At 59.5% G+C, this 14,965-nt stretch carries 15 protein-coding genes and 1 other RNA gene; 4 read left to right on the forward strand and 12 right to left on the reverse strand.

Annotated elements, in window-relative coordinates; all coding sequences use genetic code 11:
* The 9 genes from mraY to rsmI form a co-directional block, all read right to left on the reverse strand.
* Positions 1 to 1,080, reverse strand: coding sequence for a phospho-N-acetylmuramoyl-pentapeptide-transferase (gene mraY / locus ABEA08_RS19455; protein WP_345337080.1), 1,080 nt, complete (start codon positions 1,078 to 1,080; stop codon positions 1 to 3).
* Positions 1,080 to 2,450 (reverse strand): UDP-N-acetylmuramoyl-tripeptide--D-alanyl-D-alanine ligase, encoded by a 1,371-nt coding sequence (locus ABEA08_RS19460; RefSeq protein ID WP_345337081.1) that lies wholly within the window; start codon positions 2,448 to 2,450, stop codon positions 1,080 to 1,082. Before ABEA08_RS19460 ends, mraY begins: the two co-directional genes overlap by 1 nt.
* The gene (murE, locus tag ABEA08_RS19465) at positions 2,447 to 3,916 is read right to left on the reverse strand and encodes a UDP-N-acetylmuramoyl-L-alanyl-D-glutamate--2,6-diaminopimelate ligase (RefSeq protein ID WP_345337082.1); all 1,470 of its coding nucleotides are present in this window, start codon (positions 3,914 to 3,916) and stop codon (positions 2,447 to 2,449) included. The genes ABEA08_RS19460 and murE overlap by 4 nt, the downstream gene beginning before the upstream one ends.
* Positions 3,900 to 5,651 (reverse strand): peptidoglycan D,D-transpeptidase FtsI family protein, encoded by a 1,752-nt coding sequence (locus ABEA08_RS19470; protein ID WP_345337083.1) that lies wholly within the window; start codon positions 5,649 to 5,651, stop codon positions 3,900 to 3,902. Before ABEA08_RS19470 ends, murE begins: the two co-directional genes overlap by 17 nt.
* On the reverse strand, positions 5,648 to 5,962 hold the full coding sequence (gene ftsL / locus ABEA08_RS19475) for a cell division protein FtsL (protein ID WP_345337084.1): 315 nt from the start codon (positions 5,960 to 5,962) through the stop codon (positions 5,648 to 5,650). The genes ABEA08_RS19470 and ftsL overlap by 4 nt, the downstream gene beginning before the upstream one ends.
* Before the next feature lie 5 nt (positions 5,963 to 5,967).
* The gene (gene rsmH, locus ABEA08_RS19480) at positions 5,968 to 6,915 is read right to left on the reverse strand and encodes a 16S rRNA (cytosine(1402)-N(4))-methyltransferase RsmH (RefSeq protein ID WP_345337085.1); all 948 of its coding nucleotides are present in this window, start codon (positions 6,913 to 6,915) and stop codon (positions 5,968 to 5,970) included.
* The gene (mraZ, locus tag ABEA08_RS19485) at positions 6,915 to 7,373 is read right to left on the reverse strand and encodes a division/cell wall cluster transcriptional repressor MraZ (protein WP_345337086.1); all 459 of its coding nucleotides are present in this window, start codon (positions 7,371 to 7,373) and stop codon (positions 6,915 to 6,917) included. The genes rsmH and mraZ overlap by 1 nt, the downstream gene beginning before the upstream one ends.
* Positions 7,374 to 7,622: 249 nt before the next feature.
* Positions 7,623 to 8,015, reverse strand: an RNA gene (rnpB, locus tag ABEA08_RS19490) — RNase P RNA component class A.
* A 99-nt stretch (positions 8,016 to 8,114) separates the two neighbouring features.
* Complete coding sequence (gene rsmI / locus ABEA08_RS19495) at positions 8,115 to 8,954, reverse strand: 16S rRNA (cytidine(1402)-2'-O)-methyltransferase (RefSeq protein WP_345337087.1); 840 nt, start codon at positions 8,952 to 8,954, stop codon at positions 8,115 to 8,117.
* 98 nt (positions 8,955 to 9,052) lie between these two features.
* Here rsmI and ABEA08_RS19500 point away from each other — a divergent pair, with 98 nt between their 5' ends.
* The 4 genes from ABEA08_RS19500 to dolP are packed head-to-tail and all read left to right on the forward strand — an operon-like array spanning position 9,053 to position 12,385.
* Positions 9,053 to 10,882 carry a penicillin-binding protein activator gene (locus tag ABEA08_RS19500; RefSeq protein WP_345337088.1) on the forward strand — a complete coding sequence of 610 codons (1,830 nt, stop codon included), beginning with the start codon at positions 9,053 to 9,055 and terminating at the stop codon, positions 10,880 to 10,882.
* Entirely contained in the window at positions 10,883 to 11,215 is a 333-nt protein-coding gene (locus tag ABEA08_RS19505; protein ID WP_345337089.1) for a YraN family protein, read from the forward strand.
* 15 nt (positions 11,216 to 11,230) lie between these two features.
* Positions 11,231 to 11,818, forward strand: coding sequence for a phosphoheptose isomerase (locus ABEA08_RS19510; RefSeq protein ID WP_345337090.1), 588 nt, complete (start codon positions 11,231 to 11,233; stop codon positions 11,816 to 11,818).
* Between the two features lie 3 nt (positions 11,819 to 11,821).
* Positions 11,822 to 12,385 (forward strand): division/outer membrane stress-associated lipid-binding lipoprotein, encoded by a 564-nt coding sequence (gene dolP / locus ABEA08_RS19515; protein WP_345337091.1) that lies wholly within the window; start codon positions 11,822 to 11,824, stop codon positions 12,383 to 12,385.
* 58 nt (positions 12,386 to 12,443) lie between these two features.
* Here the strand turns inward: dolP and trpS are convergent, their stop codons facing one another.
* Genes trpS through rpe form a run of 3 tightly spaced genes read right to left on the reverse strand, consistent with a single transcriptional unit; the run spans position 12,444 to position 14,835 of the window.
* On the reverse strand, positions 12,444 to 13,451 hold the full coding sequence (gene trpS, locus ABEA08_RS19520) for a tryptophan--tRNA ligase (protein ID WP_345337092.1): 1,008 nt from the start codon (positions 13,449 to 13,451) through the stop codon (positions 12,444 to 12,446).
* Entirely contained in the window at positions 13,448 to 14,149 is a 702-nt protein-coding gene (locus ABEA08_RS19525; RefSeq protein ID WP_345337093.1) for a phosphoglycolate phosphatase, read from the reverse strand. The genes trpS and ABEA08_RS19525 overlap by 4 nt, the downstream gene beginning before the upstream one ends.
* On the reverse strand, positions 14,149 to 14,835 hold the full coding sequence (gene rpe / locus ABEA08_RS19530; protein WP_345337094.1) for a ribulose-phosphate 3-epimerase: 687 nt from the start codon (positions 14,833 to 14,835) through the stop codon (positions 14,149 to 14,151). Before rpe ends, ABEA08_RS19525 begins: the two co-directional genes overlap by 1 nt.
* Between the last annotated feature and the right edge of the window lie 130 nt (positions 14,836 to 14,965).

The following is a 14,965-nucleotide window of genomic DNA, read 5'->3' on the forward strand; positions in this document are numbered from 1 at the left end:
TCAGCGCAGCTTCAGGGTCGCCAGACCCGCCAGCACCAGACACAGGGAGATGATCCAGAAACGCACGATCACCCGCGGCTCCGGCCAACCCTTCAGCTCATAATGGTGATGGATCGGCGCCATACGGAAGATCCGCTTTCGGCGTAGCTTAAAGGAGCCCACCTGCAGGATCACCGACAGGGTTTCGACCACGAAGATCCCGCCCATGATCACCAGCAGGAACTCCTGTCGGGTCAACACCGCCATGGCACCTAAGCCCGCGCCCAACGCCAATGAGCCGACATCGCCCATAAAGACCTGCGCCGGATAGGTGTTGAACCACAAAAAGCCCAGCCCAGCGCCCACCATGGCGGTCGCGACAACCCCCATCTCCCCCACGCCCGGCAGGTGCGGGATATGGAGATACTCGGCGAAATTCACATTACCGGACAGGTACGCCACCAGCGCAAAGGCAGACGCCACCATCACGGTCGGCACGATCGCCAAGCCATCCAAGCCATCGGTCAAATTAACCGCGTTGGAGCTGCCGACGATGGTGAAGTAGGCCAGGGCGATGAACATCAGCCCCAACTGCGGCATCACATCCTTAAAGAAGGGCACCACCAGCACCGAGCCCTCCGGCTCGTTGATCCAATACAGCCAGATGGCCACCACCAGCGCGGCGACCGACTGCCAAAAGTACTTCCAGCGGGCGATCAGGCCGGCGGGATCTTTGCGGATCACCTTGCGATAGTCGTCGACATAACCGATGGCACCAAAGCTGGCCAACACAAACAGCATTACCAACACATAGTGGTTGGTCAGATCGCCCCAAAGCAGGACGGACACAAAGATCCCGGCCAGGATCATCACACCGCCCATGGTCGGCGTGCCGCGCTTGGAAAAATGCGACTCCGGCCCATCATTACGCACCACCTGACCGATCTGCATCGTCTGCAGATAGCGGATCAGCTTCGGCCCGCTCCACAAGCAGAACACCAGTGCCGTCAATAGGCTGATGATGGCGCGGAACGTCAGATAAGAAACGACATTAAAGACGCTGTAATACTGTGTTAAGTATTCGGCGAGATAAACCAACATTACGAGCTTTCCCCAAATCGCTCACGCAGCGCGGCCACTGTTTGCTCCATGCGGGCGCTGCGCGAACCTTTAATCAAGATGGTCATGGGCGCATTGATCGCGTCGATCGCCGCTTCCAGCCGGGCCAAGAGCTCCTTTTGCCCCGGAAAATGCTCTGCGCCGACGAACGCGTCGGCGGCAAAGGCGCTTAATGTACCCACTGTCAGCAATCGGTCAATGCCTTTCTCAGAGGCATATTCACCAACCTGACGATGATGCGCTTGTGCCGCCTCACCCAATTCGCCCATATCGGCGAACACCAGGATGGTCACACCAGCCTGCTCCGCCAGCAGATCGATCGCCGCCCGCGTCGAGGCCAGATTGGCGTTATAGCTGTCATCAACCACAGTAAGCTGTTGGTTGATACGATAAAACTGAGTTCGGCCCGGCACCTGAGGCGTCTGCGACAGCCCCTGGGCGATCACGCTAAGCTCGATCTCGGCGGCGCTGGCCAGCGCCGCGGCGGCCAGCGCGTTATCCACCTGATGGCGCCCGGGCACCGGCAGTTCAACCGACACTTTGGCTTGCCCTCGGTTAAGCACAAAACGGTAGCCGCCCAGTGCCCCCCGGGTGATCTCGCTGGCCCACAGATCCGCCACGTCGCGACTGGAGAAGCGCAGCACCGCCTTATCCGCCACGGCCTCGAGCAAACGCGCACTGTGGTCATCATCAAGATTGATCACCGCAATGCCGTCCGGCGCCAGCGACTCAAAGATCTCCGCCTTGGCTCTGGCCACCCCCTCGATCCCACCAAATCCCTCGAGGTGGGCCGGCTGAATGTTGTTGATCAGCGCCACATCCGGCTTGACCAACGAGCTGGTATAGCGGATCTCACCCGCATGGTTGGCCCCCAGCTCCAACACCGCATAACGATGCGCCTCGGTCAGCTCAAGCAGGGTTAACGGCACGCCGATGGTGTTATTGAGATTGCCCTTGGTCGCCAGCGTCGCGCCCTGCAGAGCGAAGATCGCCGCCGCCATCTCTTTCACCGAGGTCTTCCCAACCGAGCCGGTCAAGGCAACGCAATAGGGATCGACGCTGCGGCGCAGCCAGGCCCCAAGCTGGCCCAAGGCCAGCTCGGTGTCCGCCACCAGGATCTGCGGCAGCGCAATGGCCAGCGGTCGGCTAACCAACAACGCACTGGCGCCTGCCTCCAGCGCCGCCTGAGCAAAGTCATGGCCATCGAAGCGCTCGCCGATCAAGGCGACGAACAAGGCGCCCTGACCCAGGGCGCGGGTGTCAGTCGAGATCCGCTCGATCATCACCTCTCCCTCGCCCTGTACGGTTCCACCCAGCGTCGCCGCCAGTTGTGACAAAGTTCGCGCGATCATACCCCAGCTCCAATCAAGCTCTGCGCCAAGGCGCGTTCGTTGTAATCCGTCGTTGCGTCAGCCAACACCTGATAATCCTCATGCCCCTTGCCAGCCAACAGGATCAGATCCCCCGGCGCCGCGTGCTCAAAGGCATAGCGCACCGCCTCGGCCCGATCCTCTAGGATCACCGCCGCATCCGGTCGCTTCAGGCCCGGCAACATATCCTCGACGATCTGATGAAAAGGCTCGCTGCGGGGGTTATCCGCGGTGATCACCACACGATCCGAGAAGTGCTCCGCGCTCTGCGCCATCATCGGCCGCTTACCGCGATCCCGCTCGCCACCACAACCGAACAGACACCACAACTGGCCCTGGCAATGGCGTCGTAAGGCCATCAGGGCTTGTTCCAATGCGTCGGAGGTATGGGCGTAATCCACCACCAGACTGGGTTTCCCCTCGGCGTGATAGCACTCCATGCGACCGGCTGCAGGCTCCAGCTCGGGCACCGCCTGCAGCAAGGCTTCCAGTGTGTGGCCTTTGAGCAGTAAAGCCCCTAAGGCGGCCAAAAGATTGGCTAAATTGAATTTACCGAGCAGCGGGCTTGCCAACACCCCACTGCCGAAGCTGGATTCGATCTGCGCTTGCACCCCGCCATGATGAAAACTGACCTGGGTCGCGCGCAAGACATCGCCACCGCACTCAGCACCATCAATGCTGTAGCCTAAGGTGCGGATCCGCCCCTTCAAATCGCTGTGCCAGCGGGCGCCGTATTCATCGTCTAGGTTCAATACCGCCGCCTGCAACCCCGGCAGATCGAACAGCTGGCGTTTCGCCGCAGCGTAGCTGGTCATATCGCCATGATAGTCGAGGTGATCGCGGCTGAGATTGGTGTACACCGCAATGCGCAGCGGCAACGCCGCGATCCGGTGCTGACTCAAGCCGTGACTGGAGATCTCCAGCGCCACCGCCTGCGCCCCGGCATCGGCCTGCCGCGCCAGTTCGCGCGCCACGGTGATCGCATCGGACGTGGTGTTGCTCGACGGCGTTAATTGACCCCACAGGCCATTGCCCACCGTGCCCATCACACCCGCCGGCTCGCCCATCGCATGCAACAGCTGCGCACACAGCTGCGACACCGTGGTTTTGCCATTGGTACCTGTCACCCCAAGCAAGCAAGGCTCAGCGGCTTGCGGATAAGCGCGCAATGCCAAGGCGGAAAGCTTCTGACTCAGCTGTGACAAGCCGATCTGCACCACCCCCTGCCGATCCGCCAAGCGACCATCTTCCGGCGCATCACAGATCACCGCCACCGCGCCCTTGGCGATCGCCGCATCAATAAACTGGCGTCCGTCGAGCTGATGCCCAACCAAGGCCACAAATACATCCCCAGGCATGACACGTCGGCTATCCAATGCCAAGTTTTGAAACCGGATCCGGGTTTCAGCGTTTACCCAAGGCGCCAGTACGTTATCGAGTGACAACATCGCCGCCTCCTACATTCAATGCCGCCAGCGCAGGGCTCATTGGTCCCGGCTGACTTGGCTCTACGTTCAATAACTGCAGCGCGCCGGCCATCACTTCGGCAAACACCGGAGCGGCGACCGTCCCGCCATAATAACTGTCCCCTTGGGGCTCATTGATCACCACTGCCATCGCCAGACGCGGGTTCTCCGCCGGCGCCAGGCCACCGAACAGGGTGACGTAATCCTCGCCGTAGCCACCGGCAACGGCCTTACGGCTGGTGCCGGTTTTACCGGCAACACGGTAGCCGTCGATGGCGGCGCGCAGCGCTGTGCCACCAGGCTCGGTCACACCGGTTAGCATCCCGATCACCTGCTCAGCGACGGCCTGAGACAATACCCGCTCACCATCGGGCACCTCAGTGCGTTTAAGAATAGACGTGGGCAAGGCAACGCCGCCGGCCCCCAACACCGCGTACATCCGCGCCAATTGCAACGGCGTCGCGGTCATGCCATAACCAAATGCCAACGTCGCTTGCTCATGCTCGGACCAACGGCGGCGATTGGGGACATTACCGGTGTACTCACCGTCCAGGTTGATGCCACTGTAGGCCCCCAAGCCAAAGCCGGCGTAGAAAGAGAGCAACTCACTGACCTCCATCTCAAGCGCCAACTTAGCCATGCCAATGTTGGAGGATTTAACCAGCAAGGTACCGATATCCTGAGTCCCCAAGTTACGCCCATCCCGCACCAAGCCCCCCGCAACCCGCATCCAACCGGGGCTGGTATTGAGTACATCATTGGCCTGCACGATCCCCTTTTCCAGCGCGGCGGCGACCACCAGGGGCTTCATTACTGAGCCCGGCTCATAAGCATCGGTAATGGCCCGATTGCGCATCTGATAAGGTTGAATATTGCGCCGCTGATTGGGGTTGTAGCTCGGGGTATTGGCCATCGCCAGTACTTCACCGGTCGGTACATCGATGATCACCAGCGATCCGGACGTGGCCATGTGCATCGCCGTGGCCCTCTTCAGCGCCTTATACGCCAGGCTTTGCAGGCGCATGTCCAGGCTAAGCACCAGATCATTGGGGTGTTCCCCCTCTTCGATAATGGAGAGGTTCTCCACCACTTCGCCGCGGCGATCCTTGCGCACCCGCATCTTCTCTGGCGAGCCGGTCAGCCAGTCATCGTAGTTGCGCTCCAGCCCCTCGATCCCTTTATCATCGATATTGGTCAAGCCAACCAATTGACCGACGATCTCCCCGGCGGGGTAATAGCGACGCGACTCAGGCTTCAAGGAGATCCCGGGAATGCGCAATTGGCGAATGTATTCCGCCACCGCTGGGGTCACCTGGCGCTTGAGGTAAACGAAACGCTGCTCGCTATTTTTGACCTTACCGATCAAGCGTTCACTATCAAGCTCCAAGACATCGGCCAACGCCTGCCAGCGCCGCTGCTCAGCAAAGCCATTGCCGTCGCGCACCAACTTGGGATCGGCAAAGGCTGCCATCACCGGCACACTGACCGCCAGCATCTCGCCATTACGATCGGTGATCATGCCACGCTGCACGTCACTGGTCGTGGTGCGCAGGGTGCGCATATCACTCTCATAGCGCAACCGATCCGGCGCGATCACCTGGATCCACGCCGCCCGGCTGGCGATCCCAACGAACACCAGCACAATGGCGGCACAGACCAGCTGCAGACGCCAGCGAAAGGGGGTGGGTTTGAGCTTTTGCTTGGCTTGGCGACTCATGGCAGTCTGACCACGCGTTCATCCGATGGCGCAGGGCGCGCCATCTGCAACTGCTTGCGGGCCAACCCCTCGATCCGGCTGTGCTCCGCCAGAGTCTGCTCTTCCAGCAGCAGGTGACGCCAATGCACATCCAGCTGATCGCGCTGCTGCAGCATGCCGTTCCATTGCGCCGTCAGCCGGCGCGACTCATGGGCCGACCAGATCACCGCCAACGACGTCAGCACCACCGCCAAGGCTAACGCCAGCAAGCCTTTATGCTGCCAGAGATCCGCGGCGATCAAACGAACGAGGTTGGGGGTCGGGCTCGCCATACGCGTTACCGTTTCTCTGCCACACGCAGAACCGAGCTGCGGGAGCGGGCATTATCATCCACCTCGCTCTCGCTCGGCTTAAGGGCTTTGCCAATCAAGTTCAATACCTTACTTTTATCCAACTCTTCCTGGCTGATCGGCAAACCGCGCGGCGCCTCTTTGGCCAGGCTCATCTTGCGCATAAACCGCTTCACCATGCGATCTTCCAGCGAGTGAAAGCTGATCACCGACAGGCGACCTTGTGGCGCCAAAACCGAAACGGCGCCCTGCAAGGCGTGCTCGATCTCCTCCAGCTCGCTATTGATGTACATGCGGATCGCCTGGAAACTGCGGGTCGCCGGGTGTTTGCCCATGTCTCGCTTATGCTGCGGCGTCATCTTGTTGATCAGCTCAGCCAGATGCGACGTGCGATCCATCGGCAAGCCTTCCGCGATATGGTCCTTGATCTTGCGGGCGATCGGGCGGGAGAACTTCTCCTCACCAAAGGTTTTGAGCACCCAGGCGATGTCGTTCGCTTCCGCGCGCACCAGCCATTGCGCCGCCGTTTCGCCTTTGGAGTTGTCCATCCGCATATCCAAGGGGCCATCGCGGAGGAAGCTGAAGCCGCGCTCGGCGTCATCCAGCTGCGGCGATGACACGCCTAGATCCAGCAGCACGCCGTCGATCTGCCCGATCAGGCCCAGCTCGGTGACGTAATCCGCCATCCCCGAAAACGGCCCATGCACGATCTGAAAACGGGGATCCTCGCCTTCCAACTGCTTGGCCACCGCGATCGCCTGTGGATCGCGATCGATCCCGATCAAGCGGCCATTTGGCCCCAGCTGAGAAAGGATCAGGCGTGAGTGGCCACCGCGGCCAAACGTGCCGTCGATGTAGATCCCATCCGGCTTCAGATCGAGACCGTTAACCGCTTCATCCAGCAAAACGGTAATGTGTTTAAATTGCTCAGTCATCAGAGTGAAAAGTCCTGTAGCCGGGGGTTATTTTGAATGTCTTCCGAGCCCACCTCTTGATGGGAACGGGCGATCTGTTGCTGCCATAGTGGCTCAGACCAGATCTCGAATTTGTTCAGTTGGCCAACCAACATCAGCGGCTTCTCCAGCTGTGCATATTGGCGCAACGGGGCCGACAGCAAGAGCCGGCCGGCTTTGTCCACTTCCGCTTCGGTGGCATAGCCCAGCAGCAAGCGCTTGAGCGACCGCTCAGCGGGCTGGGTATCTGAGAGCATCAACAGTTTTTGCTCAACCCGCTCCCATTCAGGCAGAGGATAGAGCAGCAGGCAGGGGGATTGAATGTCGACGGTGCACACCATCGCGCCCTCACACTGCGCGCGCAAAGGCTCGCGGTACTTGGTTGGTACCGTTAAACGACCTTTGTTATCAAGCGCGATGGCATGGGCACCACGAAACATAGCGGGCCTTCCCTGTCCTGATGATCCAGTTTGATCCACAAATAACCACTTTTTCCCACAACAATTCAGTTTATGGACAGGACGCAAACCTTGTCAAGCCGCGCCCCAGTAGGTCTGAACCGAGATCAGGTCGACCAGGATGGGTTAAAAAACTCAGCAAATCAGTCATTAACTCATTAGCTCTGGGACACTTTGCTGTCGCCAAAAAGCAAAAACCCGATCCTTTCGGATCGGGTTTCGCCAGAAATAGGTTGGAGTTGGCCGATAAGCCGGGTCCTGTCGTGGACAATCATTCCTCTAGGCCTGAAATCGCTCTCAGGCTCAAGCAACCTACCCGCCCCCAACGCGGGCCACGCCATAAGGGGGCCTATTTGGTCTTGCTCCGGGTGGAGTTTACCGTGCCACGAACCATTACTGGCCGCGCGGTGCGCTCTTACCGCACCCTTTCACCCTTACCTGTGCACTCCCGAAGGAGGCCATCGGCGGTATACTCTCTGCTGCACTGGTCGTAGGCTCACGCCTCCCAGGTGTTACCTGGCACCCTGCCCTATGGAGCCCGGACTTTCCTCCCCTTCGCCCGTCTGCTTTTAATCCGAAGATCTACCGGCACAACGACGAAGCAGCGATTGCCTAGCCAACTCCAAGCCGCGAATTATAGCGCCAGTGCGCGTCACTCACCAGCATTGTCGCCGCCGTTGGCCACAAGGGGCGAAGATTTCACCATCGCATGGTAAAAACCGATTACCAGCCAGCTTCCAAACCATGTTTGTACAGGGCATTTTTCTTCACGCCGTGGATCTGCGCCGCCAGGGCCGCCGCTTTTTTCAACGGCAGCTCGGCACACAGCAGCTCGGTGGTCCGCAACGCCTCGGCCGGCAAGGCATCGGCCTCAGGCCGATGCGGCGCCACCATCACCACCATCTCACCGCGGGTGCGATTGTCATCCTCCATCAACCAGGCCCGCAACTCACCCGCCGGCGCACCTTTGATGGTCTCAAAGCTCTTGGTGATCTCGCGCGCCAGTACCACCTGGCGCTCCGGCCCCATCACTTCGATCAGATCCTTCAAACTATCCAGCACTCGGCGAGGCGACTCATAGAAGATCATGGTTCTGGGCTCTTCCAGCAAGGCGGTCAACACATCGACCCGAGCCTTGGTCTTGGCCGGCAAAAAACCCTCAAAGGTAAAACGATCCGATGGCAAACCAGAGGCACACAGCGCCGTCGTCGCCGCACAAGGCCCAGGCAGGGGCACCACGGGGTAGCCCGCCTCACGCACTTGAGTGACCAGGTGATAACCGGGATCGGAGATCAACGGCGTACCGGCATCGGACACCAAAGCCACGCTCTGCCCGTCCGCCAGACGATTGATCAAACTCTGCGCCCGTTGTCGCTCATTATGGTCGTGCAAGGCCATGGTTTTGGTGCCGATCCCAAAATGGCTGAATAACTTGCCACTATGACGGGTATCCTCACAGGCGATCAACGACACTTGCTCCAGCACTTGCAGCGCTCGTTGAGTGATATCGTTCAGGTTTCCGATCGGGGTCGGCACGATGTACAGCGCGGCGTCAGTGGACATAAGGAGATTTACCTTTATTGGTGCAGCGGTCGACAATTGGTTTACGACAAACAGAGGGTTAAACTAGACCCTTCATTCTAACAGACAGGATTGTGCTGGTGAAAAGTCATTGCTCCTCCTTCCGCCTATCGGCGCGCCACTGGCTCAGCGCGGCCCTGCTGTGCGCCCTGGCTGGCTGTGCCAGTGGCCCAGAACCACAACGCACCTCACCTGAGGTGACGATCCCGCTGGGCCAGGCCAGCAACGCCCCCAGCTATTATCTCGATCAGGCTGATCGTGCCAGCGGTGAGCGTCGCCAAACCTATCTGCTGCTGGCCGCCCGCGCCTATCTGCAACAGGGACAGATGGCGCCGGCCAATGCCTTACTCGACTCCTTGGCTGCCAGCCTGCCCAGCCAAGGCACACTGCAGGTAGAGTACCGCCTGCTGCGCGCACGCCAAGCGCTGGAATCGGCCCAACGTGACGACGTACTGACCTGGCTGGACTGGCCCGGACATTGGGCTTTATCACCGGCGCAATGGCGTGACGCTTATGCCCTCCAGATCCGCCTGCATCAGTCCACCGGTGACGCGATCGCCCAGGCGCACGCACACTATGCCCTGAGCCCCTACCTAGAGCCCGACTATCAGCAGTCCAACTGGGATCAGATCTGGCGTCTGCTGTCCGCCCAGCCGGAAGAGTTGCTGCGCAGCGCCATCGACGGCAGCCCCGACCGAGTTTGGCGGGCCTGGCTTGAGCTAGCCTGGTTGGCGCAACACTACGCCGTACAGCCTGCCACCATGTTGTCTGAGCTGGCCCGCTGGCAGCGAGCCAACCCAAGCCACCCGGCCGCACGCAAGCTACCGGAAGATCTCGAACGGGCGCTCAATGTCCAGCCCTACCGCCCCCAGCAGGTCGCGGTATTGCTGCCCCTCAGCGGCCAGTACGCCAGCCAGGCTCGGGCGATCCAAGACGGACTGCTGGCCAACCTGCTGAGCCAGGACAGCGATCGCCAAGTTCAGTTTTACGACACCCAAGCCATGACGGTGCAGCAGGCGTATCAGCAAGCACTCGAGCAAGGCGCCGAGTTTGTGATCGGGCCGCTGCTGAAGTCCAACCTGGATCAATTACTCACTGTTTATCAGCACGAGGTCCCGCTGCTGGCCTTGAATCAGGATGACAGCCACCAACGCGGAGCCGATCTCTACTTCTTTTCGCTCGATCCCGAGGCAGAAGCGGAGCAGGCGGCAGAGCGCATGCGCTATCAGGGGATCAAGCAACCCATGGTGCTTGCCTCGAATACCGCCACCGGCAAGCGTTTGGCTGAACGCTTTAGCCAGCAATGGCAGTCGCTGACCGAGGATCCGGTGGAGATCCACTACTTCCAAGGCAACGACGACATGCGCCAGAGCGTGCAGCAGGCGATGCATGTGGATCAAAGCAATGCCCGCATCGACGAGATCAAGCGCCTGTTTGGCAACAATACCAAAGCCGATTTCCGCTCTCGCCGTGATATCGACGCGCTGTATCTGGTCACCACCGCCAATGAGGTTCGACTGCTCAAACCCTTTGTCGATGTCAATCTGGCGGTGTTTGCCGATCCCCTGCTGCTCTACGCCAGCAGCCGAGCCCACGGCGAACTGCAAAACGATCAACACGCTGCCGAACTGGAAGGCTTGCGCCTTAGTGACATGCCCTGGCTGTTAAGCGACAATGCCCAGCAGCAACAGGCCGCCGAGCTGTGGCCGGAGCGCTCACTGTCGCTACAACGCCTGTACGCCATGGGGTACGACAGCTGGAGTCTGATCGATCGCTTGGCGCAGATGCAGGTCTTTACCGGTTATCGCATGCGCGGCTTGTCCGGACAATTGACGGTGGATCCCGACGGCAATCTGGAACGCCAATTGGACTGGGCACGCTACCGTCGCGGCGCCCTGCGGCCAGAGTAGATGCGCAGCCGTGGCCTCGAGGCGGAGCAGCACGCCTGCGACTATCTGCAGGCGCAGGGGCTGCGCCTGCTGGAGCGCAACGTACAGTGCCGTTTTGGCGAGATCGATCTGATCATGCGTCACGGCGAACAACTGGTCTTTGTCGAGGTGAAATACCGCCAAAGCCGCGGCTTTGGCGGCGCAGCACAGGCGGTTACGGCGGCCAAACAACACAAGCTCAGAGCCACTGCTTTATGGTATCTGCAGCAACAGGGCTGGGGCGAACGCCCCTGTCGATTTGACGTTCTGGCCATCGATGGGTCTGAACTCAACTGGATTCAAAACGCATTTTAAGAGGATCACGCCACCATGCTGGAGCGTATCAAAGAGAGCTTTACCGAAAGCATTCAAACCAAGATCGATGCGCTGGAATCACTGCCTGAATCATTGGAAAAAGCCTCAATGGCCATGGTTCAGTGCTTGCTGAACGGCAATAAGATCCTGATCTGTGGCAATGGCGGCAGTGCCGGCGCTGCCCAACATTTTGCCGCCGGCTTGCTCAATCGCTTCGAGATCGAACGCCCCGGTCTGCCCGCCATCTCGCTGTCAACCGATACCACCACCATGACCGCCATCGCCAATGACTACAGCTATGAAGAGATCTTCTCCAAGCAGGTTCGGGCGCTCGGCCAGCCCGGTGACATCTTGCTGGCGCTCTCCACCAGTGGTAACTCCGGCAACGTTATCAAGGCCATGGAAGCTGCGGTGAACCGGGACATGACCATCATCGCGCTGACCGGCAAAGACGGCGGCGCCATGGCGGGCCTGCTGAGCGATAACGATACCGAGGTGCGGGTACCAAGCAATCGCACCGCCCGGATCCAAGAGGTGCACATGCTGGCCCTGCATTGCCTATTTGATAGCATCGATCGCACCCTATTTCCGCAAGAGGACTGAGTCATGTGGCGCTTATTCGGGATCCTGTTAGTCGTAACGCAACTTACCGCCTGTGCCGGGATCCTGATGGCCGGGGCGGTCGGCGGTGCCGTGATGGTCAACGATCGCCGCTCCATGGGCAGCCAGATCGACGATCACGCCCTGGAAGTGCGTTTGTCCGCAGCCTTGCGTGAACATGACGATCTGCGCCAGCAGACCCGGATCAGCGCCATCAGCATGAACCAGCAGGTGCTGCTGATAGGCCAAGTGCCCAACGACATGTTGCGCAATAAAGCCATTAAGGTGTTGGAGCAGGTCGAGGGCGTGGGCCTGATGCACGATCAGATCCGTCGCGGCAGCCCGATCGGCTTTAGCGCCATCAGCAATGACAGCTGGATTAGCACCAAGGTGAAATCCCGCATGTTCGGCGATGGGGAGCTCGATGCCATGCGGATCAAGGTGATCACCGAGAATAACGAGGTGTTTCTGCTGGGTCTGGTGACCCAAGAGGAAGCCGAACGGGCGGTGGAGATCGCCCGAACCACCGCTGGCGTGCGCAAGGTGGTCAAGGTGTTCGAGTATCGCTGATAGCTGATCAAAAACGCCCCGCTTAGACTAAGCGGGGCGTTTTTTATGGCGATTCGACTTAACGCGGCATCGCCGGCAAGCCTACGGCGTCGTAGACCTTAGCCAAGGTTGCCGCCGCCTTTTCGCGGGCGCGCTCCGCGCCGGCCTTCATCACCTCGTCAAGATAGGCTTGATCCGCCCGGATCTCGCGGAAGCGCTGCTGCATCGGCTCCAGCATGGCCACCACGGACTCGGCGGTCGCCACCTTCAGATGGCCATACATCTTGCCTTCGAACTCCGCCTCGATCTCCGCAAAGCTCTTACCGCTGGTGGCGGAGTAGATACTCATCAGATTGGACACGCCCGCCTTGTTTTCCAGATCGAACCGGACCACGGCCGGATCATCCGAATCGGTCACCGCCTTCTTGAATTTCTTGGTGATCACCTTGGGATCTTCCAGCAGACCGATGCGGTTGTTGGCGTTGTCATCCGACTTCGACATCTTCTTGGTCGGATCCTGCAGGCTCATCACGCGCGCACCGGTTTGCGGGATATGCGGCTCAGGCACGACAAAGGTGTCGCCATACAGGTTGTTGAAGCGGGTGGCGATATCGCGAGACAGCTCCAAGTGCTGCTTCTGATCGTTGCCCACCGGCACCTCATTGGTCTGATAGAGCAGGATATCGGAAGCCATCAGTACCGGATAGCTGAACAGACCCGCGTTGATGTTGTTGGCGTGGCGGGCCGACTTATCCTTAAACTGGGTCATCCGGTTCAGTTCGCCCATCTGGGTGTAGCAGTTCAGGATCCAGCCCAGTTGGGTGTGCTCCTGCACGTGCGACTGAACAAACACCGTGCTCTTGCGTGGATCGATCCCCACCGCCAGATACAGTGCCAGCGTATCCATACAGGCGTTACGCAGCGCTTCTGGGTCCTGACGTACCGTGATGGCGTGCAGATCAACGATGCAGTACAAGGCATCGTGGCTATCCTGCAGGTTCACCCACTGGCGCAGTGCGCCCATGTAGTTACCTAGAGTCAGGCCGCCCGAAGGTTGGGCGCCACTAAATACAACGGGTTTGCTCATTGGATCTCGATCTCGGTTAACGCCGGCAACAGCGCCAGCAGATGGTCAAAATTATCCAGAGCATGATCCGGATCCAAGGTGCGAATGTCCAGCCCATAGTTATAACCGTAGCTCACACCCACGGTCGAACACCCCGCCGCCCGCCCGGCTTCGATATCGTTTCGCGAGTCACCCACCATTAACAGCTGCTTGGACTGCAGCTGCCACTGCTGCAGAAGAGTGGTCAGCGGCAGCGGATCCGGTTTACGTCGTGGCAAGCTATCGCCACCAAACCAACATTCGATGTATGGCGCGATCCCGCAATCATCCAACAACCCTTGCACGTACTGCGCCGGCTTATTGGTGACCACCGCGATCCGATAGCCCCGTGCTTGCAGCCGCTCAAGCGTAGACCCAACCTTGGGATACAACAGTTCAGGACCCGCTCGATGCTGACCATAATGCCAGTGGAAGCGTACCAGCGTTTCAGCCACCAACGTCTCATCCAACCGGGGGTCAATCGTCACATCCGCGGACAATGCGCGGCGGATCAATACCTCAGCCCCATTCCCTATCCAGCCCAATGCATCCTGCGTCACACAAGGCGTCCGCCCCATATCCACTAATGCTGCAGCGGCCGCCGCAGCTAAGCTGGGGCCGCTGTTAACCAGTGTGCCGTCCAGATCAAACGCAATCGCGCGTACCTCCGGTAAAGCCATCAGTTCGTTACTCCCTGTAACTCTGCCCGCATCTGATCGATCACCGCCCGATAGTCCGGCTGATTGAAGATCGCCGAGCCGGCGACAAACATATCCGCCCCGGCCGCCGCGATCTCGGCAATATTATCCACCTTCACGCCGCCGTCGATCTGCAAGCGGATATCGCGGCCACTGGCCTCAATGCGCTGGCGTACCTGACGGATCTTGTCCAAAGTACCCGGAATAAAGGACTGACCACCAAAGCCGGGATTAACCGACATCAGCAGGATCACATCCAGCTTATCCATCACATGGTCGAGGTAATGCAGCGGGGTTGCGGGGTTGAACACCAAGCCGGCCTGCGCGCCACCGGCCTTGATCAACTGCAAGGTTCGATCAATGTGCTCAGACGCTTCAGGGTGGAAGGTGATGATCGACGCTCCGGCCTTAATAAAGTCTGGGACTAGGCGATCCACCGGCTTCACCATCAGATGCACATCGATCGGCACGGTCAGCCCACGTCTATCCATATCGGCGCGCAGGGCTTGGCACACCAGAGGACCGATGGTCAGATTGGGCACATAATGGTTATCCATAACATCAAAATGCACCACATCGGCGCCCGCATTGAGCACCTGGGACACATCTTCCCCGAGGCGGGCAAAATCAGCGGACAGGATCGAAGGGCAGATCAGAAACTCTTTCATATACCGTTGCTCTTTAGTCGGCGACTTGAGCTTGGTATGTTAATCGCTTTCACTTATCAGACCCAAATGGTCTTTTATGAGCCGTTTGCAATTCCATCCCTGCTGCGATTATGGTGCTCCTACCCCCAGG

This window comes from Ferrimonas pelagia (genome assembly GCF_039543565.1).
In the GTDB taxonomy this organism is placed as follows: Bacteria; Pseudomonadota; Gammaproteobacteria; order Enterobacterales; family Shewanellaceae; genus Ferrimonas; species Ferrimonas pelagia.